The organism is Marinobacterium aestuariivivens, from assembly GCF_042661465.1.
GTDB classification, from domain to species: Bacteria; Pseudomonadota; Gammaproteobacteria; order Pseudomonadales; family Balneatricaceae; genus Marinobacterium_A; species Marinobacterium_A aestuariivivens.
Window position 1 is genome coordinate 4,355,164 of sequence record NZ_JBHSWE010000001.1, and the last position, 20,954, is coordinate 4,376,117.

Annotated in this window: 26 protein-coding genes, 3 tRNA genes and 1 pseudogene; 18 read left to right on the forward strand and 12 right to left on the reverse strand. The window is 62.9% G+C overall.

Going from position 1 to position 20,954, the window contains the following annotated elements; translation table 11 throughout:
* Positions 1 to 21: 21 nt before the first annotated feature.
* The 7 genes from ACFQDL_RS22770 to ACFQDL_RS22800 form a co-directional block, all read right to left on the reverse strand.
* On the reverse strand, positions 22 to 1,491 hold the full coding sequence (locus ACFQDL_RS22770; protein ID WP_379911013.1) for a NarK family nitrate/nitrite MFS transporter: 1,470 nt from the start codon (positions 1,489 to 1,491) through the stop codon (positions 22 to 24).
* Between the two features lie 170 nt (positions 1,492 to 1,661).
* Positions 1,662 to 2,543: an ABC transporter ATP-binding protein gene (locus tag ACFQDL_RS22775; RefSeq protein ID WP_379911014.1), complete on the reverse strand. Its 882-nt coding sequence runs from the start codon at positions 2,541 to 2,543 to the stop codon at positions 1,662 to 1,664.
* Positions 2,544 to 2,554: 11 nt separating this feature from the next.
* Positions 2,555 to 3,550 (reverse strand): ABC transporter permease, encoded by a 996-nt coding sequence (locus ACFQDL_RS22780; protein WP_379911015.1) that lies wholly within the window; start codon positions 3,548 to 3,550, stop codon positions 2,555 to 2,557.
* Positions 3,551 to 3,602: 52 nt separating this feature from the next.
* Positions 3,603 to 4,940: a CmpA/NrtA family ABC transporter substrate-binding protein gene (locus tag ACFQDL_RS22785; RefSeq protein ID WP_379913263.1), complete on the reverse strand. Its 1,338-nt coding sequence runs from the start codon at positions 4,938 to 4,940 to the stop codon at positions 3,603 to 3,605.
* Positions 4,941 to 5,265: 325 nt separating this feature from the next.
* Positions 5,266 to 6,432 (reverse strand): CmpA/NrtA family ABC transporter substrate-binding protein, encoded by a 1,167-nt coding sequence (locus tag ACFQDL_RS22790; RefSeq protein ID WP_379911016.1) that lies wholly within the window; start codon positions 6,430 to 6,432, stop codon positions 5,266 to 5,268.
* A gap of 20 nt (positions 6,433 to 6,452) precedes the next feature.
* Positions 6,453 to 6,794 (reverse strand): ANTAR domain-containing response regulator, encoded by a 342-nt coding sequence (locus ACFQDL_RS22795; RefSeq protein ID WP_379913265.1) that lies wholly within the window; start codon positions 6,792 to 6,794, stop codon positions 6,453 to 6,455.
* Complete coding sequence (locus tag ACFQDL_RS22800) at positions 6,794 to 7,039, reverse strand: ANTAR domain-containing response regulator (protein WP_379911017.1); 246 nt, start codon at positions 7,037 to 7,039, stop codon at positions 6,794 to 6,796. Before ACFQDL_RS22800 ends, ACFQDL_RS22795 begins: the two co-directional genes overlap by 1 nt.
* A gap of 197 nt (positions 7,040 to 7,236) precedes the next feature.
* Here ACFQDL_RS22800 and gltX point away from each other — a divergent pair, with 197 nt between their 5' ends.
* From gltX to ACFQDL_RS22820, 4 genes are all read left to right on the forward strand, one after another.
* A complete protein-coding gene (gene gltX, locus ACFQDL_RS22805) occupies positions 7,237 to 8,730 on the forward strand; it encodes a glutamate--tRNA ligase (protein ID WP_379911018.1) in 1,494 nt (497 codons plus the stop codon).
* Between the two features lie 345 nt (positions 8,731 to 9,075).
* Positions 9,076 to 9,151: transfer RNA gene (locus ACFQDL_RS22810), tRNA-Ala, on the forward strand.
* 21 nt (positions 9,152 to 9,172) lie between these two features.
* A tRNA-Glu gene (locus ACFQDL_RS22815) sits at positions 9,173 to 9,248 on the forward strand.
* A gap of 31 nt (positions 9,249 to 9,279) precedes the next feature.
* A tRNA-Ala gene (locus tag ACFQDL_RS22820) sits at positions 9,280 to 9,354 on the forward strand.
* A gap of 126 nt (positions 9,355 to 9,480) precedes the next feature.
* Here ACFQDL_RS22820 and hmuQ read toward each other — a convergent pair.
* Positions 9,481 to 9,783, reverse strand: coding sequence for an antibiotic biosynthesis monooxygenase family protein (gene hmuQ / locus ACFQDL_RS22825; protein WP_379911019.1), 303 nt, complete (start codon positions 9,781 to 9,783; stop codon positions 9,481 to 9,483).
* A gap of 121 nt (positions 9,784 to 9,904) precedes the next feature.
* Here hmuQ and ACFQDL_RS22830 point away from each other — a divergent pair, with 121 nt between their 5' ends.
* The 3 genes from ACFQDL_RS22830 (at position 9,905) to ACFQDL_RS22840 (ending at position 11,731) form a co-directional block, all read left to right on the forward strand.
* Entirely contained in the window at positions 9,905 to 10,153 is a 249-nt protein-coding gene (locus ACFQDL_RS22830; RefSeq protein ID WP_379911020.1) for a DUF2164 domain-containing protein, read from the forward strand.
* Positions 10,154 to 10,291: 138 nt separating this feature from the next.
* Positions 10,292 to 10,909 carry a 2OG-Fe(II) oxygenase family protein gene (locus tag ACFQDL_RS22835; protein WP_379913267.1) on the forward strand — a complete coding sequence of 206 codons (618 nt, stop codon included), beginning with the start codon at positions 10,292 to 10,294 and terminating at the stop codon, positions 10,907 to 10,909.
* Between the two features lie 54 nt (positions 10,910 to 10,963).
* Complete coding sequence (locus tag ACFQDL_RS22840) at positions 10,964 to 11,731, forward strand: M90 family metallopeptidase (RefSeq protein ID WP_379911021.1); 768 nt, start codon at positions 10,964 to 10,966, stop codon at positions 11,729 to 11,731.
* Positions 11,732 to 11,887: 156 nt separating this feature from the next.
* Here ACFQDL_RS22840 and ACFQDL_RS22845 read toward each other — a convergent pair whose 3' ends face one another.
* From ACFQDL_RS22845 to purM, 4 genes are all read right to left on the reverse strand, one after another.
* On the reverse strand, positions 11,888 to 12,085 hold the full coding sequence (locus ACFQDL_RS22845; protein WP_379911022.1) for a YfcL family protein: 198 nt from the start codon (positions 12,083 to 12,085) through the stop codon (positions 11,888 to 11,890).
* On the reverse strand, positions 12,082 to 12,795 hold the full coding sequence (locus ACFQDL_RS22850; RefSeq protein ID WP_379911023.1) for a DUF3108 domain-containing protein: 714 nt from the start codon (positions 12,793 to 12,795) through the stop codon (positions 12,082 to 12,084). The genes ACFQDL_RS22845 and ACFQDL_RS22850 overlap by 4 nt, the downstream gene beginning before the upstream one ends.
* Before the next feature lie 136 nt (positions 12,796 to 12,931).
* Positions 12,932 to 13,579 (reverse strand): phosphoribosylglycinamide formyltransferase, encoded by a 648-nt coding sequence (purN, locus tag ACFQDL_RS22855; protein ID WP_379911024.1) that lies wholly within the window; start codon positions 13,577 to 13,579, stop codon positions 12,932 to 12,934.
* A 2-nt stretch (positions 13,580 to 13,581) separates the two neighbouring features.
* Positions 13,582 to 14,640 carry a phosphoribosylformylglycinamidine cyclo-ligase gene (gene purM / locus ACFQDL_RS22860; RefSeq protein WP_379911025.1) on the reverse strand — a complete coding sequence of 353 codons (1,059 nt, stop codon included), beginning with the start codon at positions 14,638 to 14,640 and terminating at the stop codon, positions 13,582 to 13,584.
* Positions 14,641 to 14,775: 135 nt separating this feature from the next.
* Here purM and ACFQDL_RS22865 point away from each other — a divergent pair, with 135 nt between their 5' ends.
* The 11 genes and pseudogenes from ACFQDL_RS22865 (at position 14,776) to ACFQDL_RS22915 (ending at position 20,930) form a co-directional block, all read left to right on the forward strand.
* Positions 14,776 to 15,021, forward strand: a complete 246-nt coding sequence (locus tag ACFQDL_RS22865; protein WP_379911026.1) for a hypothetical protein — start codon at positions 14,776 to 14,778, stop codon at positions 15,019 to 15,021.
* Entirely contained in the window at positions 14,976 to 15,821 is an 846-nt protein-coding gene (locus tag ACFQDL_RS22870; protein ID WP_379913269.1) for a DUF2066 domain-containing protein, read from the forward strand. Before ACFQDL_RS22865 ends, ACFQDL_RS22870 begins: the two co-directional genes overlap by 46 nt.
* A 39-nt stretch (positions 15,822 to 15,860) precedes the next feature.
* Positions 15,861 to 16,811 (forward strand): annotated as a pseudogene (locus tag ACFQDL_RS22875) (AI-2E family transporter); the annotation flags it as partial.
* Between the two features lie 138 nt (positions 16,812 to 16,949).
* Positions 16,950 to 17,654, forward strand: a complete 705-nt coding sequence (gene hda / locus ACFQDL_RS22880; RefSeq protein ID WP_379913271.1) for a DnaA regulatory inactivator Hda — start codon at positions 16,950 to 16,952, stop codon at positions 17,652 to 17,654.
* A gap of 84 nt (positions 17,655 to 17,738) precedes the next feature.
* Positions 17,739 to 18,452, forward strand: coding sequence for a TIGR01621 family pseudouridine synthase (locus tag ACFQDL_RS22885; RefSeq protein WP_379911027.1), 714 nt, complete (start codon positions 17,739 to 17,741; stop codon positions 18,450 to 18,452).
* Positions 18,453 to 18,479: 27 nt separating this feature from the next.
* Positions 18,480 to 18,695, forward strand: coding sequence for a hypothetical protein (locus ACFQDL_RS22890; RefSeq protein ID WP_379911028.1), 216 nt, complete (start codon positions 18,480 to 18,482; stop codon positions 18,693 to 18,695).
* Between the two features lie 15 nt (positions 18,696 to 18,710).
* Positions 18,711 to 19,523 carry a tRNA cyclic N6-threonylcarbamoyladenosine(37) synthase TcdA gene (gene tcdA / locus ACFQDL_RS22895; RefSeq protein ID WP_379911029.1) on the forward strand — a complete coding sequence of 271 codons (813 nt, stop codon included), beginning with the start codon at positions 18,711 to 18,713 and terminating at the stop codon, positions 19,521 to 19,523.
* A gap of 20 nt (positions 19,524 to 19,543) precedes the next feature.
* Positions 19,544 to 19,678 carry a hypothetical protein gene (locus tag ACFQDL_RS22900; RefSeq protein ID WP_379911030.1) on the forward strand — a complete coding sequence of 45 codons (135 nt, stop codon included), beginning with the start codon at positions 19,544 to 19,546 and terminating at the stop codon, positions 19,676 to 19,678.
* Positions 19,679 to 19,691: 13 nt separating this feature from the next.
* On the forward strand, positions 19,692 to 19,835 hold the full coding sequence (locus tag ACFQDL_RS22905; RefSeq protein ID WP_379911031.1) for a hypothetical protein: 144 nt from the start codon (positions 19,692 to 19,694) through the stop codon (positions 19,833 to 19,835).
* A gap of 177 nt (positions 19,836 to 20,012) precedes the next feature.
* Positions 20,013 to 20,147, forward strand: a complete 135-nt coding sequence (locus tag ACFQDL_RS22910; RefSeq protein ID WP_379911030.1) for a hypothetical protein — start codon at positions 20,013 to 20,015, stop codon at positions 20,145 to 20,147.
* A 582-nt stretch (positions 20,148 to 20,729) separates the two neighbouring features.
* The gene (locus ACFQDL_RS22915; protein ID WP_379911032.1) at positions 20,730 to 20,930 is read left to right on the forward strand and encodes a hypothetical protein; all 201 of its coding nucleotides are present in this window, start codon (positions 20,730 to 20,732) and stop codon (positions 20,928 to 20,930) included.
* Positions 20,931 to 20,954 lie beyond the last annotated feature (24 nt).

The window sequence follows — 20,954 nt, forward strand, 5'->3', positions numbered from 1 at the left end:
CTTTGCGGCCTGGCAGGCCGATCAGGAAACGCTGATCAGCTCGACGCTGCCATCGGCATTGACTTCGGCCATATGCCCCTTGGGTTCTTCCAGCAGTAGCAGGGTTACGAAACCGAGCACTGCGGTCGCGGCGATCACCATGAAGAAGGTCTGGTAGCTCACCATCGACAGCACCGTGAGGTAGAACACCGCGCCGACGTTGCCGTAAGCGCCGGTCATGCCCGCGACCTGGCCGGTCAGGCGGCGCTTGATCAGCGGTACCACGGCGAAAACCGCGCCTTCACCGGCCTGCACGAAGAAGGAGCAGGCCATGGCTGCGATCACCGCCAGCGCCAGCGGCCAGCTGCTGTCGATCACCGACATTACCGCATAGCCGACGGCAAGGCCCGCGGTCAGTACCAGCAGGGTCGACTTGCGACCCCAGCGGTCGGAGATCAGACCGCCGGCCGGGCGCGACATCAGGTTCATGAAAGCATAGCCCGAGGCCAGCAGCCCTGCGTAGACCATGTCCAGCTCGAACACTTCGGTAAAGAACAGCGGCAGCATCGAGACGACCGCCAGCTCCGAACCGAAGGTGGCGAAATAGAGCACGTTCAGCACGGCCACCTGCTTGAACTTGTAGCGGTGCATTTCGGGCACCGGTTTGACAAAGATCTCGCGATTGACGCTCCAGGCGCTGTAGCAGTCGTAGACGAAGAAGGCGACGAGGCCGAGGTAGATCAGGGTCGAGACGGTGCCGCTGAGCAGTTCCACGCCGGCGGGGGACAGTTTCCAGCACAGCAGTGCCAGGGCGGCGTAGAGCGGTACCTTCATCACCAGCAGGAAGACGAAGTCGCCCTTGCTGGTCACTTCCATGCCGCCGATGCGCTTGGGTTTGAAGTAGGTGGAGCCCTTGGGGGTATCGGTGACGTTGAGGTACCAGATCACGCTGAAGATCAGGCACAGCACGCCGGTGATGCCGATGGCGCAGCGCCAGCCCTCGTCACCGCCGAACAGCAGTGCCAGGGTCGGCAGCAGCATGGCGCCGGCGGCCGAGCCGAAGTTGCCCCAGCCACCGTAGATGCCTTCGGCGGTGCCCAGTTCGTTGGCCGGGAACCATTCGCTGACCATGCGGATGCCGATGACGAAGCCGGCGCCGATAAAGCCGATCAGGAAGCGCGCGATGGCCGCCTGGGTAAAGTCGTCGGCCAGGGCGAACATGAAGCAGGGCAGGCTGCAGATTGCCAGCAGCAGCCCGTAGACCAGTCGCGGACCGTATTTGTCGGTCAACATGCCGATCAGGACCCGGGCCGGGATCGTCAGGGCGACGTTGAGAATCAGCAGGGTCTTGACCTCGTCCTTGCTCAGGCCAATCGACGCGGCGATGGAGCCGAGCAGCGGCGCATGGTTGAACCATACGAAGAAGGTCAGAAAGAAGGCGATCCAGCTCAGGTGCAGGATCTTCATCTTGCCGGTAAACGACAAGAGATTGAGCTTGGCGTTATCAGTCATAGTTGTTTTCCGTTATTCCCAAATGGCAAAAAAATGGCGCACAACGGCTCTCCTGTGAGGGGGAACCGGTTGAACGCCATTGTTCAAACCTGGTGCGTCTTGTTGTCGTCCGGCCCTGTTTCGGTGCGCCCCGAAGGGGTTGTCGCCCCCGGGTTTGCCCGAATGCCGGATCAGGCCGCCTGAACAGCCCTGGCTTTCGTATCCGTTACCTGTTCTGAATGCAGATCCTGTGCCACTGTCGATTTTTTCGACCCCTGTTCGCCGTCATCCACCGGATGGCGCTGTTTTTCGTAGAGGAAGCTCAGGACCTCGTGGCGATAGTGGTTGTAACGGCTGTCGTCGGCCAGGGCGATACGGTCGCGCGGGCGTTCCAGCTCAATTTTCAGGATCTCGCCGACGGTGGCGGCCGGGCCGTTGGTCATCATGACGATGCGGTCGGAAAGGAGCACCGCCTCGTCGACATCATGGGTGATCATGATCACGGTGTTGTTCAGGGTCGCCTGGATCTCCATCAGCGAGTCCTGCAGGTGGGCCCGGGTCAGGGCATCGAGGGCGCCGAAGGGTTCGTCCATGAGCAGCACCTTGGGTTCCATCGCCAGTGCCCGGGCGATGCCGACCCGCTGCTTCATGCCGCCGGAGATCTCGTCCGGGCGCTTGTGCAGCGCATGGGTCATGTGCACCAGTTCGAGGTTGTGCTCGATCCAGTCGCGCATTTCGGCTTTTGACTTGCTGTGGCGAAACACCTGCTTCACGGCCAGTCCGACGTTCTCGTAGGCGCTGAGCCAGGGCAGCAGCGAATGGTTCTGGAACACCACGGCGCGCTCGGGGCCGGGATCGCGCACTTCCCGGCCATCCAGCACCACACCGCCCTCGGTGGCCTGGTAGAGGCCGGCGACGATATTCAGCACCGTCGACTTGCCGCAGCCGGAGTGCCCGATCAGCGAGATGAACTCGCCCTTGTCGATCTTCAGATTGACCCTGTCCAGGGCCCGGAAGGCCCCCTTCGGCGTCGGGAAGTCGATGCTGACGCCGCTCAGTTCGAGATGTGTCATCTTGCTGCTCCTCAACGCACGACGGCGTTCTTGTCCCAGGAAATGGCTTTCTGCAGCGCCAGCATGGCGCGGTCGAGCAGGAAGCCGATCATGCCGATCACCAGCACCGCCACCATGATGCGGCCAAGGGAATCGGAACTGCCGTTCTGGAACTCGTCCCAGACGAACTTGCCGAGCCCCGGGTTCTGCGCCAGCATTTCGGCGGCGATCAGCACCATCCAGGCGATGCCGAGCGACAGCCGCAGCCCGGTGAACATCGCCGGCAGAGAAGCCGGGATGGCGATCTTCAACACATGGGTCAGAAACGGCAGGCGCAGCACCTTGCTGACGTTCTTCAGATCCTGGCTGATGCCGGAGACGCCGACCGCCGTGTTGATCAGCGTTGGCCAGAGGCAGCACAGCGACACGGTGATCAGCGAAGTCAGGAAGGACTTGGCGAACAGCGGGTCGTCCGAAACATAGACCGCGCTGACCACCATGGTCACCAGCGGCAGCCAGGCCAGCGGGGAGACCGGCTTGAACAGCTGTACCAGCGGATTGAGCGCCGCATGCAGGGTACTGTTGAGGCCGATCAGGATGCCCAGAGGGATCGCCAGCAGGGACGCCAGCACGAAGCCGGCCATCACCGTCACCAGGCTGGTGACGATCTGGTCGAAGAAGGTCGGCTTGCCGGTATAGTCGCGGATGCGGACCTCGGCAGCGGGGTTCTTCGCGAGCTTTTCGGCATTGCGTTTTTCCTGGCGCTCGATGAAGGCCGTTTCCTTGTCGCGTTCGCGCTTGTGCTCGGCGATCAGGTTGACCGACTGCTCGTAGACCTGCACCGGGCCCGGAAACTGTCCCAGGGAGGTGTCGATATTGCGTGCCGCGATATGCCAGGCGAACAGAAACACCAGCAGACCGATCAGCGGTATGATCAGGGCCCTGGCCGTGCGGGCCGTCAGGGCCGGGAGTTCATCCCGTGCCGGTAGCCGCAGCCGTGCAGGCCAGCTCAGATTCAACGTACTCATAGCGTCTTCTCCATCCCGTTGCCGGCGCAGACCGCGGTCTGCGCCGGGTACATCAGATCCGGTCGTCGCCCTTGAGGCCGATCTCGAACTGCTTCAGATAGGCGTTGGGCTGATGGCCGTCATAGGTGACACCGTCGATAAAGTGGGTCTGGGGCGCGCGGTAGCCGTCCTCCGCCGCGAAGTCCGGGAACTCGTCAGCCGACAGTTTGCCTTCCTCGATCAGCGCCTTGGCGGCCTCGGCATAAATATCGGGGCGGTAGACTTTTTTGGCGATATCCATGTACCAGTTGTCCGGCTTCGCTTCCTCGATCTGGCCCCAGCGACGCATCTGGGTCAGGTACCAGATGGCATCGGAGTAGTAGGGGTAGGTGGCGTTGTAACGGAAGAAGACGTTGAAGTCCGGCACCTCCCGCTTGTCGCCCTTTTCGTATTCGAAGGTCCCGGTCATGGAGTTGGCGATCACCTCGGCATCGGCGCCGACATACTCGGAACGGGACAGGATTTCGACCGCCTCGGGACGGTTGGCATTGTCGTTCTCGTCAAGCCATTTGGCGGCGCGGATCATGGCCTTGACGACCCGTTTGTGGGTGTTGGGGTTGGTGTCGGCCCAGCCCTTCGAGACACCGAATACCTTTTCCGGGTTGTCTTTCCAGATCTCGTAGTCGGTGATGACCGGCACGCCGATGCCCTTGAAAACCGCCTGCTGGTTCCAGGGCTCGCCGACGCAGTAACCATGAATGGTGCCGGCCTCGAGAGTTGCCGGCATCTGCGGCGGCGGCGTCACCGACAGCAGGGCATCGGCGCTGATCTGGCCGCTGATATCGCCCTTGTGGGGGGCATAATATCCCGGATGGATACCGCCGGCGGCAAGCCAGTAGCGCAGCTCGTAATTGTGGGTCGAGACCGGGAACACCATGCCCATATTGAAGGGCTTGCCTTCGGCCTTGAATTCGTCGATCACCGGCTTCAGGTAGTCGGCCTTGATCGGATGCACCGGCTTGCCGTCTTCGCCGGTGGGAATATGGGGCTTCATGCGCTCCCAGATATCGTTGGAGACGGTGATGCCGTTGCCGTTCAGGTCCATGCTGAAGGCGGTGATGATATGGGCCTGGGTGCCGAAGCCGATAGTGGCACCGAGCGGCTGGCCGGCGAGCATATGGGCACCGTCGAGCTGGCCGTCGATCACCCGGTCCAGCAGCACTTTCCAGTTGGCCTGGGCTTCGAGCTGGACGTAGAGGCCCTCGTCCTCGAAGTAGCCTTTTTCATAGGCGATGGCCAGCGGGGCCATGTCGGTCAGCTTGATGAAGCCGAATTTAAGGTCTTCCTTTTCGGGCGGTCCGATTTCGGCCCGTGCCGGAGCTGTCAGTATCATCCCGGCAAGGCCGATCATGCCGGCGCCGGCCAGGGCGCGCTTGAGCATGCGGCGACGTCCGGGGAAGGCCGGGCGGTTGGCGTGGTGGCGGGTATTGCGAGTCATCGAGAGTCCCCCTCAAGTACAAACGAAAAAGGCGCCCCAGCGCGACGGGGAGACCGTCGCGAAAGAGGCGCCTTTGCCTGATTCGAATTGTCAGTTTCAACTGAACAGTACAAAGCAGGAGTCGTGCCATTATTTTAAGTGTTTGTAATTTAAGGGTTTTATATGTTTTTGTGCGTCGGTTTGACGGTATTGTGCACCGCGGTAATACCGTCGATCCGGGTGGCTGCACTCTTTTCGCTCAGTGAGGCTCCTCTGCGGGCGGTCGATCGAACAGGCGGTCGCCGGGCAGCGCCAGCGGGCCCAGGCTGCCATCGACTGTCCAGTCCTGTTCATGTGCGCCTTCGGGTTTGCTTTCGGTCAGCGGCAGGTTCAGGTTCAGTGCCGCAGCGGCCTGGCGGAAGATGTCGCTGCGATAGGTCTGGCGGGCCAGGGCATCGATCTCGGCCGGGTGCCGGTGCGGCTGATCGCGCTGGATCTGCTCGAGCAGCCAGCGGGCATGGGACAGCCAGGGAAAATTGGCCGCGGCGCCGAAGAATCGATGCCGGCCGATGTCCGGATCCGGGGCGGTCAGGCCCTCGCCCAGATATTCCGGCCGGCGCAGCAGCCCCAGCTTCGCCTCTGCGTTGTCCGGGTCGTCCAGCCAGGCACAGGCGCGCAGCAGCGCCATGATCACCAGTTGCAGGCTGGCGGGATGCTCGGCGGCCCAGTCGGCCGTGCTGCCCAGCACCTTGTCGGGGGCGTTGCGCCAGATCTGGTAGCCGCTGACCAGTACCTCACCGACGCCCTGCTGTCGCGCGACACTGTTCCAAGGCTCGCCGGCACAGAAGCCATCGATCAAACCGCGCCGGAGCGCATCGACCATTTGCGGCGGCGGTACCACCACCAGCCGGATACGTGCACGGTCGATGCGACAGGCATCGAGCCAATACTGCAGCAGGAAACTGTGCATCGAATGGGTATAGACGGTCGCCAGGGTCAGCTGTCGATCCGGATTCTGCTGCAGATAATCCCTCAGTGCCTGGCCCGCGGCGGCCGGTTCCGCCGCGAATGAGGGTGCGCTTTGCAGGGCTTCGTACAGCGGAGCGCTGACGGTGATGGCGTTGCCGTTGAGTCCCAGGCCCATGCTGCAGACCAGCGGGCGCTGGCCGTAACCCAGGCCGAAGGCGGCCGCCAGCGGAATGCCGGCCGGTATCTGGGCGGCGTCGAGCAGCCCCAGTTCCAGCTTGTCGCGGATACTGGCCCAGGAGGCTTCCCGGCTGAGCTGTACATGCAGGCCGCAGTCGGCGAAAAAACCGCGCTCCTGGGCGACGATCAGCGGACAGGCATCGACCAGCGGGACGAACCCCAGTGTCAGGTCGCGTTTTTCTGGCGCAGGCAGCTGGCCGGGCAGGGTAAGGTCGGTCATGGTGGCAATCCTGTACAGATTCAGATGATTTCCATTACGGCGATGATGCTGCGCGCCACTTCGGGCAGCGGCTTCTGCTGGTCCATGGCCATGCGGCGCATGGCCTTGAAGGCTTCGTCTTCGGAGCACTTGTGGCGCTTCATCACCAGGCCCTTGGCCTTTTCGATCAGCTTGCGGTCGGCCAGCTCCGAGCGGGCCTCGACCAGCTCGCGACGCAGTGCCTGAAATTCGCGGAAACGGGCCGCGGCGACATCCAGGATCGAGCGGATGCGCCCGGCCTCGAGGCCGTCGACCACATAGGCGCTGACGCCGGAGCGGATCGCCTGGGCGATGGTGTCGCTGTCGCCCTGTTCGGCGAACATCACGACCGGGCGGGGGACCGGTCGTTCAGCAGCGCCATGTTTTCGAGCACGTCCCGATCGGGCGAGTCGAGATCGATGATGATGATATCGGGCTGCAGTTCCTCGACGCGTTCGGCCAGCAGGTCGGTGGTATCGAGTCTGGCCAGCACCTCGTATCCCTGGTCGCGCAGCGACTGCTCGAGCAATGCGACGCGTGCCCGGTCGTCGTCGATCACCAGGACTTTTATGGGCGGCGGGTGTTTCATGGGTCACGGGCTCCTTGGGCAATCAATGTGCATATCGGCTTTATTATTGGAGGCGTCATTTTCAGTGACTAAAATTTTTATGCATGAAATGTGCCGAAAAGTTGGGGCGGGGTGGGTCTCCGGGTGACTGTTGCAAGCTTCGGCACAGCGCTATAATGCGCAGCATTTCGCAAACCCGATTCGATTTCAGGATGACGATGACAGTTCGTACCCGCGTTGCACCTTCACCGACCGGTGATCCTCATGTAGGCACCGCCTATATCGCTTTGTTCAACCTGGCGTTCGCGCGTCAGCATGGCGGTCAGTTCATACTGCGCATCGAGGATACCGATCAGGCCCGAAGCACCCCGGAATCCGAACAGATGATTCTGGATTCGCTGAACTGGCTCGGTCTGGAGTGGGACGAGGGGCCGGATGTCGGCGGTCCCCATGGCCCGTATCGCCAGAGCGAGCGCGGCGACATTTACCGCGATTACGCCATGACGCTGGTGGAGAAAGGCAAGGCCTTCCTCTGTTACCGCACGCCTGAAGAGTTGGATGCGCTGCGCGAAGCCCGTCGTGCCGCTGGCGGTCATACCGCACTGAAGCAGAGCGATCTGGCACTGCCGCCGGAAGAGGTTGAGCGGCGCCGGGCCGAAGGCATGCCCTATGTGATCCGCATGCTGGTGCCGGAAGAGGAGGGAGCCTGCGAGATCGAGGATATGCTGCGCGGTACCATCGAGCTCGACTGGGGCATGGTCGATGCACAGATCCTGCTCAAGTCCGACGGCATGCCGACCTACCATCTTGCAAACGTCGTCGATGATCATCTGATGAAGATCACCCACGTCATCCGTGGCGAGGAGTGGATCAACTCGGCACCGAAGCACAAGCTGCTGTACGAGTATTTCGGCTGGGAGATGCCGGTGCTCTGCCATATGCCGCTGCTGCGCAACCCCGACAAGTCGAAGCTGTCCAAGCGCAAGAACCCGACCAGCATCCTCTATTACCAGCGCATGGGTTACATGCCGGAGGCGCTGCTGAACTACCTCGGGCGCATGGGCTGGTCGATGCCGGACGAGCGCGAGAAGTTCACCCGTAACGAGATGTTCGAGCATTTCGATATCCGGCGCGTGTCCCTGGGCGGGCCGGTGTTCGACCAGGAGAAGCTGAGCTGGCTCAACGGCCTCTGGCTGCGGGAGAACCTCAGTCCCGAGCAGTTCGCGGCGCGCTTCCAGGAGTGGGCGCTGAACCCGGAGTTCCTGATGCAGATCGTGCCGCTGGTACAGCAGCGGGTCGAGAAGTTCTCCGACGTCGCGCCGCTGGCCGGATTTTTCCTGGCCGGCATGATCGAACTCGATACGTCGAAGTTCGAGCACAAGTCGCTGCAGACCGAGGATATCCGCAAGATCCTGCAGTTTGCCTCCTGGCAGCTCGACAACGAGCGCCACTGGCACAAGGATCAGCTGTTTCAGCAGCTCAAGAAGCTCGCTGACGGCATGGGTTACAAGATCCGCGACTTCCTCTTTCCGCTGTTCGTCGCCATCGCCGGCACCAGCCAGACCGTCTCGGTGATGGATGCCATGGCGATCCTCGGCCCGGATATCAGCCGTGCCCGGATTCGCCATGCCCTCAACCTCATCGGCGGTCCGTCGAAGAAGGAGGGCAAGCGCTGGGAGAAGGAATACGCGGCGCTGCAGGGCGAAGCCTGATCGGCGTGTCGGATGGGGGCTGCCATCGTCGGGTATTTTCGGGGTGGCAGCCCCGCCAGCGACGTAACCGATGGCAATTGGGTTGGAATGAGGCCCGAAGGGGCGAATTCCGACGCCCTTCCCGGAATTCGCCTGGGGCTCATTCCAGGCTACGGTCTGTGATGGGTTTCGCCGCCCGGGGGTCGGTGCCATCCCGGGAAAATCCACCCATGGCGGCTTCAGCCGCCTTACGGGCTGTCTGTTCTTTAACCAGTTGAAATTAAAAGAAGTTTTTTTAAGTTTTTGTGAAAAAGGTGGTTGACACCTCGGGGGGCGATCATTAATATACGCCTCGTCTTCTGCAGGGGGGCCTTAGCTCAGCTGGGAGAGCGCGACGCTGGCAGCGTCGAGGTCGGGGGTTCGATCCCCCCAGGCTCCACCAAGACAGAAGACAGTCCTAAGCGTCCCATTCGTCTAGTGGCCTAGGACACCGCCCTTTCACGGCGGTAACAGGGGTTCGAACCCCCTATGGGACGCCATTTCAAGTCTCGCATCCGCGAGCATCAATGTGGGGCCTTAGCTCAGCTGGGAGAGCGCGACGCTGGCAGCGTCGAGGTCGGGGGTTCGATCCCCCAGGCTCCACCACTTCTTAAGAAAGCTTCAAGTTTACAGCGGCAAGTTGACGGCAGCAGCGGTCAGTACGTAGCTTGCTTACGCCTTACGCCTTACTATTTTCAATGAGCCTCCGTAGAGGCCCGAATCGCAACGCCATCACAATACTGCGTTGAAGCCCTCGAACTGCGGCGGGCCGAGATAGATGTCGGTGGCCGGCTTGGCGTTGGCGTGGGCCTTGCGGAAAGCCTCGGAGCGGGTCCAGTTGACGAAGGCTTCCTCGGAATCCCACAGGCTGTGGGATGCAAAAAGCGTGAACTCCTCGTTGCTCGGACCCTGCAGCAGATTGAAGCTGCGAAAGCCGGGTACGCCCTCCAGGTGACTGTCGCGGTTTTTCCAGATCTCGATAAAGGCCTCTTCCCTGCCTTTGGCGATGCGAAAGCGGTTCATGGCTACATACATGATGGTGCTGATTCCTGTCCGGTTGGCGAAAGTCACATCTTAACCTGTTCCGGTCTGGTAGCAGAAGCGGTGGAGCACGATGTATGCTTGGCGTGCAACGGAGCGTGCGGGAGTCCATGCAATGGCGGATATCAAATTCTCGAGTGAGCAGAAGGCTGCGGTCGTAGCGCGGATTCGGCGTTATTTCCAGGAAGAGCTGGAGCAGGAGATCGGCCAGTTCGATGCCGAGTTTCTGCTGGATTTTTTTGCCGGCGAGATCGGTGGCTGTTTTTACAACCGTGGACTCGAAGATGCGCAGACGGTTCTGCAGGCCCGGCTCGACAGTATTGCAGAGGCGATCGGCGAGCTGGAAAAGCCGGTCGACCTTTAGAAGGGTGAAATACTGAGTATTAAAGCCTGGCGGCGCAGTGTGCTCCGGATGTATCAAAATCGGGCGCTATAATGGGGGTATCCTCCCGGCGGGCCGACGGGGCCCATAGAGGAGCTTGCTATGGCTGCGTCCGAAATTATGCAATCCACCCGGTATTCGCTGTTCCCCACTCTTATCTGGGAGTCGCGTTTGCAGGCGGATCTCGTTCGGATGATCAATCGCCTTATTCTGGAGCAGATGCAGGAGCTGCGCCGGACATTGCCGTCGCTGACGGCCGGCGAGAGCTGGCAGTCCGGAAACCGGATGCAGGACGCGACAGCGTTGCAGCCGTTGCTGCAGGTGCTGGATATCGCAGCCAAAGATATGCTCAGGGCTCTTCGGATCGGTCAGGATGATTTGCGGGTGACCGGTTGCTGGTTGAACCTGAATGCCAGGGGCGCCGGGCACCGGATGCACAGTCACCCCAACAATTTCCTCAGTGGCGTTTATTACGTACGTACCGGCGAAGGGGCCGATACCATCAATTTCCACGATCCGCGGGTTCAGGCCGGCGTTATCAAGCCGCCGGTCACGGAACTGGCCGCTGGCAATACCGATCAGGTGGTGTTGCGCGTGGAGGAGGGCATGCTGCTGTTATTCCCGTCCTGGCTGCAGCATTCGGTCGATCCGAATCGAGGCGACATCGAGCGCGTCAGTGTCAGCTTCAACCTGATGTTCGCCAGCTACGTCGACAGCATGAGTCCGCCGCTCTGGTAGCGGGCCGTTTAGCGGTTACAATGCCCGCTAAAAACTGCAATGGGAGCTCGGGGGATGTGGAGCCTGGCCGGCTGGCGACGACAACGATTGCTGCAAAGAATCAACTTGCCCGCGCGCGGCTGGCAGCGGACCTTGTCGGATCTGCCGGTGCTGAGCGGCCTGGATGCGGATGAGCGCAGGCGCCTGGCAGAGCTGGCCTGGCTGTTTCTGCACGAGAAGGCGATTGTCGGCGTGCAGGGGCTTGAGGTCACCGAGGTGATGCGTCTGCGTATCGCCGCGCTGGCCTGTCTGCCGCTACTGGCACTCGATATCGATTATTACCGTGAATTTCAGACGGTGCTGGTGTATCCCGGCGGCTTCGTGGCGCGGCACGAGTATCAGGACGAGGCCGGTGTCGTGCACGAGGTGGTGGCGGAGCTCTCCGGCGAGGCCTGGGAGCGGGGGCCGGTGATTCTGTCGGCCGAGGATGTCATGGCCGCGTGTGCCTGCGATGGTACCAACCTGGTCATCCACGAGTTCGTACACAAGCTGGACATGCTCAACGGTGACGCCAATGGTCTGCCGCCCCTGCATCCGGAGATGCGGGTGGCCGACTGGGCGCGGGCGTTCGAGGTGGCCTACGCGGATATGTCCGATCGTGTGAATCGAGGCGAGGAGACGGCGATCGACCCCTATGCCGCCGAAAGTCCCGCCGAGTGCCTTGCCGTCTTCAGCGAGGCCTTTTTCGAGACGCCGGCAGTGCTCCTGGCCTGCTATCCCGATATCTATCAGCAACTGCGCCTGTTCTACCGGCAGGATCCGCTACGGCGACTGGGTGCTTAGAGGAAGCCTCTAGCGGCAAGCGGCAAGTGGTGCCTGTGAATCTTGCCGCTCTGGTGTTGGGTTTCGCGCCTGTGGCGCTCTACCCAGCCTGTTACGTGCCGCTGGCTTCCTGGGCTTCTCGCCAGAGGGCGGCGATACCGGCCTTGTCAGCATCGCTCAGTCGGTCGACGGCGAAGGCGTTGTCGAGACTGTCGTTGACACCCCTTCGAGCTGCTCGGCCGAGGCCGGGTCGGCCGCCGCCGCCAGGCTCAGGTGGCCCAGCAGGTAGCTGCAGTAGAACAGCCGGTCGCCGTCTTCGGTGGTCTGCTCCTGGTCGAGCAGGAACTGGTGCAGGCGGTCGCTGTAATCGGTCATGGGGTCTCCACCTTTTTCAGTAGCAGTTGCACTTCCTTGCCGTCGCTCTCGATCTGGTAGAGCTTGACGATCATGTAGTCGAGTTCGGGGGCGAACCAGATGTAGGTTTCGCGCTTGGCATCGTCGCCGCGGTCGCGCTGCACCTTGATGGCATCGAAGTCGCCGGCCGGGGTGCTGACCCTTTCGCTGCCCAGTACCTCGAAGGCGTATTCCTTGAGGCTGCCGCCATCGGCAACGGCATAGTTGAGCGTGCGCGGCCCGTCGGGCAGGTCCAGCCGCAGCTGCATCTGGTACGACAGCTTGTCGAGGGTGCCGGTCGGGATCTCCATCTGCCATGGCTTGTCATCGACATCGTTGGTGACCCGGGCGCGGGCCCAGTCGAAGCTCAGCACGGCATCCCGGGATTTGCCCAGCACCTTGCGGTGGTACTGATACTCCTGGGGCACGATACGGTTACTGTCGAGCTGAAAGCGGCTGCTTTCCCGGACACCGGCTACGCCGGCGTCGGCGGTGCTGGTCATCACCCAGTGACCGTCGGGGGATTGGCGCAACTCGCGGACCGCCTCGACCTCCAGCGGTATGCCGATATCCAGCTTGGAGGCGTAGAGCGCCCTGAAGGGCTTGAGCTCGGTGGCGGTCAGCGCCTGGGCGCCGAGGCTGCAGCCGATTGTCAGGCCGCAGCAGAGTAGCTGTCTGATCCAGCGGTACATAATTTCTCCGTGGCTTGAAGCCGGGCCCTGACCCTGATCGTTGCGGAGCCGGCGCTGCAGTCATCTTATCGCCGTCGCATGAACGGTGCCTGACTGTGAGGTCGGGGCCGGCGTTCGAAGCCGCGCCCTGACCGGCTCAGGCGTCCAGGCGGTAACCGGTCGGCGGCAGCAGGGCGCCGTCCAGCGTCACGCCCTCCTGCAACAGCTGCAGGCGGTCGGCGCAGAACCATTCGACGGCCAGCGGGTAGATCCGGTGCTCGCACTCGTGCACCCGCTGCTGCAGACGGCTGGCGTCGTCGTCCGTTGCCACCGGTACGACCGCCTGTACGACCAGCGGGCCGCCATCGAGCTCAGGCGTCACGAAGTGCACGGTGCAGCCGTGCTCGGTGTCCCCGGCCTCGAGGGCCCGCTGATGGGTGTTCAGGCCCTTGTAGCGGGGCAACAGGGACGGATGGATATTGAACATCCGGCCGAGGTAGTGGCTGACGAACTCGGTCGTCAGGATGCGCATGAAGCCGGCCAGGACCACCAGGTCCGGCTCGTGACTGTCGATCAGCGCCTGCAGTGCGCTGTCGAAGGCTTCGCGGGAGTCGAATGCCTTGTGGTCGAGCAGTTCGGCCCTGATGCCGGCCTTTTGCGCGCGTTCCAGACCCAGCACGCCGGGCCTGTTGCTGATCACGGCGACGATGCGCCCGTCGATGCGACCACTGGCGGTCGCATCGATCAACGCCTGCAGATTACTGCCGCTGCCGGAAATCAGCACGACGATCCGCTTGGTGGCCATGCTCAGGCCCCCGGGCCGCGCAGCTCGACCTGCTCCTCGCCGTCACCGGCGTGCTCGATCTGGCCGATCACCCAGGCCCGTTCGCCGGCTTCGCCCAGCAGCTTCAGCGCCTCGTCGGTGCGCTCGGCCGGAACGGCGATGACCATGCCGACGCCGCAGTTGAAGGTGCGATACATCTCGCGGGCTTCGACGTTGCCCTCTCGCTGCAGCCACTGGAATACCGGCGGTAGTTCCCAGGAAGCGGTATTGATCACCGCCTTGGCGGACTTCGGCAGCACGCGGGGGATGTTTTCCAGCAGGCCGCCGCCGGTGATATGGGACAGGGCATTGACCTGGCTCTGTCTGATCAGCTGAAGCAGTGGTTTGACGTAGATGCGGGTCGGCGCCATCAGGGCGTCGGCCAGGGTGGCATCGCCCATCGGCTGCTGCAGGTCGGCCTGGCTGACCTCGATGATCTTGCGGATCAGTGAATAGCCGTTGGAGTGGGGCCCCGAGGAGGCGAGTGCGATCAGGCTGTCGCCGGCCTGCACGCGGCTGCCGTCGATGATCTCGTCCTTTTCGACCACGCCGACACAGAAGCCGGCCAGGTCGTAGTCTTCGCCTTCGTACATGCCCGGCATCTCGGCGGTTTCGCCGCCGACCAGCGCCGCACCGGCCAGTTCGCAGCCACGGCCGATGCCGGTCACGACGTCGGCGGCGGTGTCCACATTCAGTTTGCCGGTGGCGTAGTAGTCGAGGAAGAACAGCGGTTCGGCGCCGGCCACCACCAGGTCGTTGACGCACATGCCGACCAGGTCGATGCCGATGCTGTCGTGCTTTTTCAGGTCCATGGCCAGGCGCAGCTTGGTTCCGACGCCATCGGTACCGGATACCAGCACGGGCTGGCGGTAGCCGGCCGGGATTTCGCACAGGGCGCCAAAACCGCCGAGTCCGCCGAGGACTTCAGGGCGTGCCGTGCGCTTGGCGACTCCCTTGATGCGATCGACCAGGGCATTGCCCGCGTCGATGTCGACACCAGCGTCTTTGTAGCTCAGTGATGTTTTGTCGGAACCGGTAGACATGTATCAGGTAACCTTTAAGCAACTGAATGGGGCGAAAAACAAGGCGGTATTCTATCAGGTTGCTCGTGGGGCGGCTATTGTATGTTAGAGTTTGGGCGGAAGCCTGTCCGCCTCCGGAGTGCTAGGGATTTCTCCATGATTATCAAAAGGTTGCTTCGACTGCTGCCGTTCGTCGCGATGCTCTGGACGTTGCCGGTACCGGCGCTGACGGTGTCGGGGCTGTACAGTGCCGAGCTGGAGGTGCAGCAGCTGGACCAGGCGCCGTCGCCGGAGCAGACGGCCCGGGGCTTGCCCAGGTTCTGGTCAAGCTCAGCGGGCAGCGGGACCCGGCGGCTCTGCCGGGCTACGCCTCGGTCATCGAGCAGGCGCCGATGCTGCTGAGTCAGTATCGCTACCGCCCGCTGGCGGACGGTGCGACCCTCGAACTGCATTACGACCAGATGCTGCTGGATGGGTTGCTCGAAGAGGCCGGCATCCGCGGTCCGGGGGCGCAACGCCCGGCGCTGCTGCTGTGGCTGGTGGTGGTCGAGGACGGGGTGTCGGAATATGTGGCGCCCGGGCACCCTGCACTGAATGCGCTCGAAACCCAGGCCCGGCGCCGCGGTTTACCCCTGCAATTGCCGCTGCTGGATCTGGAGGATCAGCAGCAGTTGCCACCGGAGCGGCTCTGGGCGCTGCCGGAGGAGGCGGTGCGTCGTACTTCAGGCCGCTACCGGCCCGACGCCATTCTGGTGGGGCGCCTCGAGTCCGCAGGTGGCGCCTGGCGCAGCGAGTTCCGTCTGTTCGACAAGGCGGGCGAGCGGGCCGTCACGCCCGAAGGCGAGCTGGCGCCGCAGATGGTGACGGTTGTCGACCGGGCCGCCGACCGGCTGTTCGGCGGAGCAGAGCGGCAGGCTTTCAGCTACCGTCCCCGTGGGCTGGTGCTTAAGGTCGAGGGGGTCGAGAACCAGGAGGCCTACCTGCAACTGGTCGGTCTGCTGCGTCAGACTCAGGGCGTCTCGGCGGTCTTCCCCGAGCGTTTCGCCCATGGCGGGCTGCAGCTGCGGTTGCAGCTCGACACCAGTGTGCAGCGGCTGCAGCAGTCTCTGGATCTGGAAAGCCGTCTCGAGGCGGTGCCCCTGATCGGTTACGGTCAGATGGATGAAACCGGCGTGCTGCAGTATCGCTGGCGTGGACAATAGCAGGCCAAACAGCAGGCCCAGTGCCGGGAGAGCAAGGGAATGACCGAGTCGCAACGCTGGTTTCTACTGATCTGCACGCTGGTGCTGGGGGCGTTGATCTATCTGCTGGCGCCGATCCTCTCGCCCTTTCTGGTTGCGGCGCTGCTGGCCTATCTGTTCGACCCGGTCGTCGACCGCCTCGAGGCCAGTCATTTCAACCGCACCGGCGCGGTGGTGGCGGTTTTTGTACTGCTGACCACGCTGCTGGCGGTCTCGGTGCTGCTGCTGCTGCCTCAGCTGGGAAGGCAGATTCAGGTGCTGATCGAGCGAATTCCGGTGATGCTCGAGCTGTTCGAGCAGCGGCTGTTGCCGCAGTTGGAAGGGCTGCTGGGCGTCGACTTGGCGGCGCTGGATGTCGGCAGTCTGAAAACGCTGGTGCTGGGAAACTGGCAGGAAACCGGCAACCTGATGGCAAGGCTTGCCGGCGGTCTGACCCGCTCGGGGCTGGTGGTGGTGGCCTGGGTCGCCAATCTTGTGCTGATCCCGGTGGTGATGTTCTACCTGCTGCGCGACTGGGACATCATGATGGCGCGCATTCGCATGCTGTTGCCGCTTTATCTCGAGCCCCGGGTATCCCTCTGGGCGCGGGAGTGCGACGAGGTGCTCGGCGCCTTCGTCAAGGGGCAGTTGCTGGTGATGCTGGCGCTTGGCTTCATTTATGCCGTCGGTCTTTGGCTGGTAGGGCTTGATATTGCGCTGTTGATTGGTATGCTGGCCGGCCTTGCCAGTATCGTCCCCTACATGGGGTTCATCATCGGCATCCTCGTGGCCAGCATTGCAGCCTTCATCCAGTTCCAGGATCCGATGATACTGGTCTGGGTTGCCGTGGTGTTCGGTATCGGTCAGGCGCTCGAAGGCATGGTGCTGACGCCGCTGATGGTCGGGGATCGCATCGGTCTGCATCCGGTGGCGGTGATTTTCGCGATCATGGCAGGTGGACAGCTGTTCGGCTTCGTCGGCATCCTGCTGGCGTTGCCGGTTGCGGCGGTGATCATGGTGCTATTGCGTCATCTGCACCAGGGTACAAGAGCAGCACGCTGTATGGTTCGGCACGGGGTGTCGAAGTGGAATTGCGCAATACAGAAGCGGATGAATAACACGGCACCTTTCCAGCTCCCGCTGGGCGTCTCGTTACGCGACGACGCACGTTTCGAGAACTTCCTGACCGGGGCCAACGGCCTGGCTTGCGCGATGCTGCAGCAGGCCGCCCAGGGGCAGGGCGAGCTGCTGCTCTATCTGTGGGGCGCGCCCGGCGTGGGTTGCACCCACCTGCTGCAGGCCGCCTGTCACTCGGCGGAGCCTGTGCGACGCAGTGCCGTCTATCTGCCCCTGGAGGAGCTGATCCATCTGGGGCCCGGCATTCTCGAGGGCATGGAGCACCTCGACCTGGTCTGCATCGACAGTGTCCAGCTGATCGCGGGCAATCGCCTCTGGGAAGAGGGGCTGTTTCATTTCTTCAACCGCATTCGCGCCCAGAACAACCGGCTGGTGGTCGCCGCCGATCGCGCGCCGCGCCAGTTGGGACTCAACCTGCCGGACCTGCTGTCGCGGCTGAGCTGGGGCATGGTATTCCAGCTGCATCCGCTGCCGGACGAAGACAAGGAGCGGGCACTGCAGCTGCGGGCTCAGGCGCGCGGTTTTCAGCTCTCGACCGAAGTCGTGCGCTACCTGACGCACCATGCCAGTCGCGACATGGGTGACCTGTTCGAGCTGCTGGAGCGACTCGATCGTGCCTCCCTCAGTGCCAAGCGCAAGATCACCATCCCGTTCGTCAAGCAGGAGATGGGCTGGTAGCCGGACGTCGGCTGCTATGCTTTTGTGCGGGCCCGGGCGCAGTGCGGGTCTTGTCGGAATCGCAATCGGACGAACGGACCAGCCATGTATCGGGTGATCGACCAACAGCCGGATTTTTTGCTGATCGACAAGTCGCCGGGCGTCTCGGTCCACAAGGATCAGGCGGAGGGCGGGCTGGCGATGGCGCTGGAGGCGGATTTCGGCGAGTCGCTGCACATGGTGCACCGTCTCGATCGTATGACCTCGGGGCTGATACTCTTTGCGCGCCATCCCAGGGCGGCCGCGCAGCTGGCGGCGCTGTTTCGCGAACGGCAGGTGGACAAGTTTTATCTGGCACTGTCGGATCGCAAGCCTAACCGCAAGCAGGGGCTGGTGCGGGGCGATATGGTCCGCAGTCGCCGAGGCGGGTGGCGGCTGACGAAAACCCTGGTCAATCCGGCATTGACGCAGTTTTCAAGCGTCTCGGTGCGCGCCAATGAGCGGCTTTTCCTGTTGCGTCCGCTCACCGGACGGACCCATCAGCTGCGGGTGGCGCTCAAGAGTCTGGGTGCGCCCATCATCGGAGACCCGGCTTATCACGAGCGGTTGGAGGGGATCGAGGATCGGGGTTATCTCCACGCCTGGGCGCTGGACTTCGAGCTGAACGGCAGGCGCTACCGCTACCGGTGCGATCCAGCGATCGGCGAGCGTTTTCGGACCGAGGCCTTCGCCGCTGCGCTCGGGCTCTGGCGCGATCCCTGGGCGCTGGACTGGCCCGCGGTGCCGGGACTTCATTCGCCACAGGGGCAGTCGCGCTGACAGGACAATAGATTGCAGAGTAAAGAGATGACAGACGAACGGAAGATGCGGGACTTTGGTGCCCGCGACCGGCAGGAACAGCAGGCCTTTCTCGAGCAGACCTGGTGCGACAACTGCCTGAAGGCGAATCTGGGCATGTCCGATCCGGTCGAGTACGAGCTCAAGGGGGTCGTCTATATCGAAGGCCGTTGCCTGGGCTGCGGTCAGCCGGTGCTGACCGAACTGACCGACGAAGATTTCTGAGAGGACGACAAACCCTTGTCTGACGCGTTTGATAATCGCTTTGGTGGCAGCCGGCGGCTGTACGGCGCCGATGCGGTGGATCTTTACCGCCGTAGCCATGTCTGTGTCATCGGTATCGGTGGCGTCGGTTCCTGGGTGGCGGAAGCGCTGGCCCGCACCGCGATCGGGCGTATCACCCTGATAGACCTCGATGATATCTGCGTGACCAATACCAATCGCCAGATTCATGCCCTTGGCGGTAATATCGGCCGTGCCAAGGTCGAGGTGATGGCCGAACGGATAATGGCGATCAATCCCGAATGCAAGGTGCAGTCGGTCGAGGAGTTCATCACCCGCGACAATATCCCCGAGCTGATCAGTCGTGAATACGATTATGTCGTCGATGCGATCGACAGCCTGCGGGAAAAGTCGGCGCTGATCGCCCACTGCAGGCGTCAGAAAATTCCGCTGATTACCGTGGGTGGAGCCGGCGGCCAGACCGATCCGACGCGGGTGCAGATCGCCGATCTCAGCCGCACCAGTCAGGACCCGCTGGCCGCCAAGGTGCGTGCCTTCCTGCGGCGCCATTACGGCTTCAGCAAGTCGAAGAAGTTCGGTGTCGACTGCGTCTATTCCACCGAGCAACTGGTCTATCCTCAGCCTGACGGCAGCGTCTGTCAGCAGAAAACCCTGAGTGATGGCGGTACGCGGCTGGACTGCGACGGCGGCTTCGGCGCCTCTGTCTGCGTCACGGCGACATTCGGTTTCGTCGCGGTCTCGCGGGTGCTGCAAAAGCTCGTCGAGCGTGACGCGCGGCGTCAGGCGGCGGCTGCTTTATCGGGCGACTGAATCCCAAGGCGTTTCCGTCGATGGCGGTTTCGGTCTGTCGCCCCGGTGTCTGCGTCAGGGTAACCTTCGGTTTCGTCGCGGTGTCGCGGGTACTGCAAAAGCTCGTCGAGCGCGACGCGCGGCGTCAGGTGACGGCTGCTTTATCGGGCGACTGAATCCTCACGGCCATTGCCGTCGACGGCGGTTTCGGTCGGTCTCCCCGGTGTCTGCGTCACGGCAACCTTCGGTTTCGTCGCGGTGTCGCGGGTGCTGCAAAAGCTGGTCGAGCGCGACGCGCGGCGTCAGGTGACGGCTGCTTTATCGGGCGACTGAATCCTCACGGCCATTGCCGTCGACGGCGGTTTCGGTCGGTCTCCCTGGTGTCTGCGTCACGGCGACATTCGGTTTCGTCGCGGTCTCGCGGGTGCTGCAAAAGCTCGTCGAGCGTGACGCGCGGCGTCAGGCGGCGGCTGCTTTATCGGGCGACTGAATCCCAAGGCGTTTCCGTCGATGGCGGTTTCGGTCTGTCGCCCCGGTGTCTGCGTCAGGGTAACCTTCGGTTTCGTCGCGGTGTCGCGGGTGCTGCAAAAGCTGGTCGAGCGCGACGCGCGGCGTCAGGTGACGGCTGCTTTATCGGGCGACTGAATCCTCACGGCCATTGCCGTCGACGGCGGTTTCGGTCGGTCTCCCTGGTGTCTGCGTCACGGCGACATTCGGTTTCGTCGCGGTGTCGCGGGTACTGCAAAAGCTCGTCGAGCGCGACGCGCGGCGTCAGGTGACGGCTGCTTTATCGGGCGACTGAATCCTCACGGCCATTGCCGTCGACGGCGGTTTCGGTCGGTCTCCTGGTGTCTGCGTCACGGCAACCTTCGGTTTCGTCGCGGTGTCGCGGGTGCTGCAAAAACTCGTCGAGCGCGACGCGCGGCGTCAGGCGGCGGCTGCTTTATCGGGCGACTGAATCCTCACGGCCATTGCCGTCGACGGCGGTTTCGGTCGGTCTCCCCGGTGTCTGCGTCAGGGTAACCTTCGGCTTCGTCGCGGTGTCGCGGGTGCTGCAAAAGCTCGTCGAGCGCGACGCGCGGCGTCAGGTGACGGCTACTTTTTCGGGCGACTGAATCCTCACGGCCATTGCCGTCGACGGCGGATTCGGTCGGTCTCCTGGTGTCTGCGTCAGGGTGACATTCGGTTTCGTCACGGTGTCGCGGGTGCTGCAAAAGCTCGTCGAGCGTGACGCGCGGCGTCAGGCAGCGGCTGCTTTATCGGGCGGCTGAATCCTCCCGGCCATTGCCGTCGACGGCGGTTTCAGTCGGTCTCCCTGGTGTCTGCGTCACGGCAACCTTCGGTTTCGTCGCGGTCTCGCGGGTGCTGCAAAAGCTCGTCGAGCGTGACGCGCGGCGTCAGGCGGCGGCTGCTTTATCGGGCGTCTGAATTCGCTCGCAGAGCGAGCTCCCA

Coding starts and splice junctions, on each gene's coding strand:
- purM (WP_379911025.1), bottom strand. CDS start 14,640: ATGTCTACCGGTTCCGACAAAACATCACTGAGCTACAAAGACGCTGGT.
- ACFQDL_RS22830 (WP_379911020.1), top strand. CDS start 9,905: ATGGCGGATATCAAATTCTCGAGTGAGCAGAAGGCTGCGGTCGTAGCG.
- ACFQDL_RS22840 (WP_379911021.1), top strand. CDS start 10,964: ATGTGGAGCCTGGCCGGCTGGCGACGACAACGATTGCTGCAAAGAATC.
- ACFQDL_RS22795 (WP_379913265.1), bottom strand. CDS start 6,794: ATGTTCGCCGAACAGGGCGACAGCGACACCATCGCCCAGGCGATCCGC.
- ACFQDL_RS22800 (WP_379911017.1), bottom strand. CDS start 7,039: ATGAAACACCCGCCGCCCATAAAAGTCCTGGTGATCGACGACGACCGG.
- ACFQDL_RS22845 (WP_379911022.1), bottom strand. CDS start 12,085: ATGACCGATTACAGCGACCGCCTGCACCAGTTCCTGCTCGACCAGGAG.
- ACFQDL_RS22865 (WP_379911026.1), top strand. CDS start 14,776: ATGATTATCAAAAGGTTGCTTCGACTGCTGCCGTTCGTCGCGATGCTC.
- ACFQDL_RS22910 (WP_379911030.1), top strand. CDS start 20,013: ATGGCGGTTTCGGTCTGTCGCCCCGGTGTCTGCGTCAGGGTAACCTTC.
- ACFQDL_RS22785 (WP_379913263.1), bottom strand. CDS start 4,940: ATGATCGGCCTTGCCGGGATGATACTGACAGCTCCGGCACGGGCCGAA.
- hmuQ (WP_379911019.1), bottom strand. CDS start 9,783: ATGTATGTAGCCATGAACCGCTTTCGCATCGCCAAAGGCAGGGAAGAG.
- ACFQDL_RS22775 (WP_379911014.1), bottom strand. CDS start 2,543: ATGACACATCTCGAACTGAGCGGCGTCAGCATCGACTTCCCGACGCCG.
- ACFQDL_RS22850 (WP_379911023.1), bottom strand. CDS start 12,795: ATGTACCGCTGGATCAGACAGCTACTCTGCTGCGGCCTGACAATCGGC.
- ACFQDL_RS22770 (WP_379911013.1), bottom strand. CDS start 1,491: ATGACTGATAACGCCAAGCTCAATCTCTTGTCGTTTACCGGCAAGATG.
- ACFQDL_RS22885 (WP_379911027.1), top strand. CDS start 17,739: ATGTATCGGGTGATCGACCAACAGCCGGATTTTTTGCTGATCGACAAG.
- purN (WP_379911024.1), bottom strand. CDS start 13,579: ATGGCCACCAAGCGGATCGTCGTGCTGATTTCCGGCAGCGGCAGTAAT.
- gltX (WP_379911018.1), top strand. CDS start 7,237: ATGACAGTTCGTACCCGCGTTGCACCTTCACCGACCGGTGATCCTCAT.
- hda (WP_379913271.1), top strand. CDS start 16,950: ATGAATAACACGGCACCTTTCCAGCTCCCGCTGGGCGTCTCGTTACGC.
- ACFQDL_RS22890 (WP_379911028.1), top strand. CDS start 18,480: ATGACAGACGAACGGAAGATGCGGGACTTTGGTGCCCGCGACCGGCAG.
- ACFQDL_RS22780 (WP_379911015.1), bottom strand. CDS start 3,550: ATGAGTACGTTGAATCTGAGCTGGCCTGCACGGCTGCGGCTACCGGCA.
- ACFQDL_RS22790 (WP_379911016.1), bottom strand. CDS start 6,432: ATGACCGACCTTACCCTGCCCGGCCAGCTGCCTGCGCCAGAAAAACGC.
- ACFQDL_RS22900 (WP_379911030.1), top strand. CDS start 19,544: ATGGCGGTTTCGGTCTGTCGCCCCGGTGTCTGCGTCAGGGTAACCTTC.
- ACFQDL_RS22835 (WP_379913267.1), top strand. CDS start 10,292: ATGCAATCCACCCGGTATTCGCTGTTCCCCACTCTTATCTGGGAGTCG.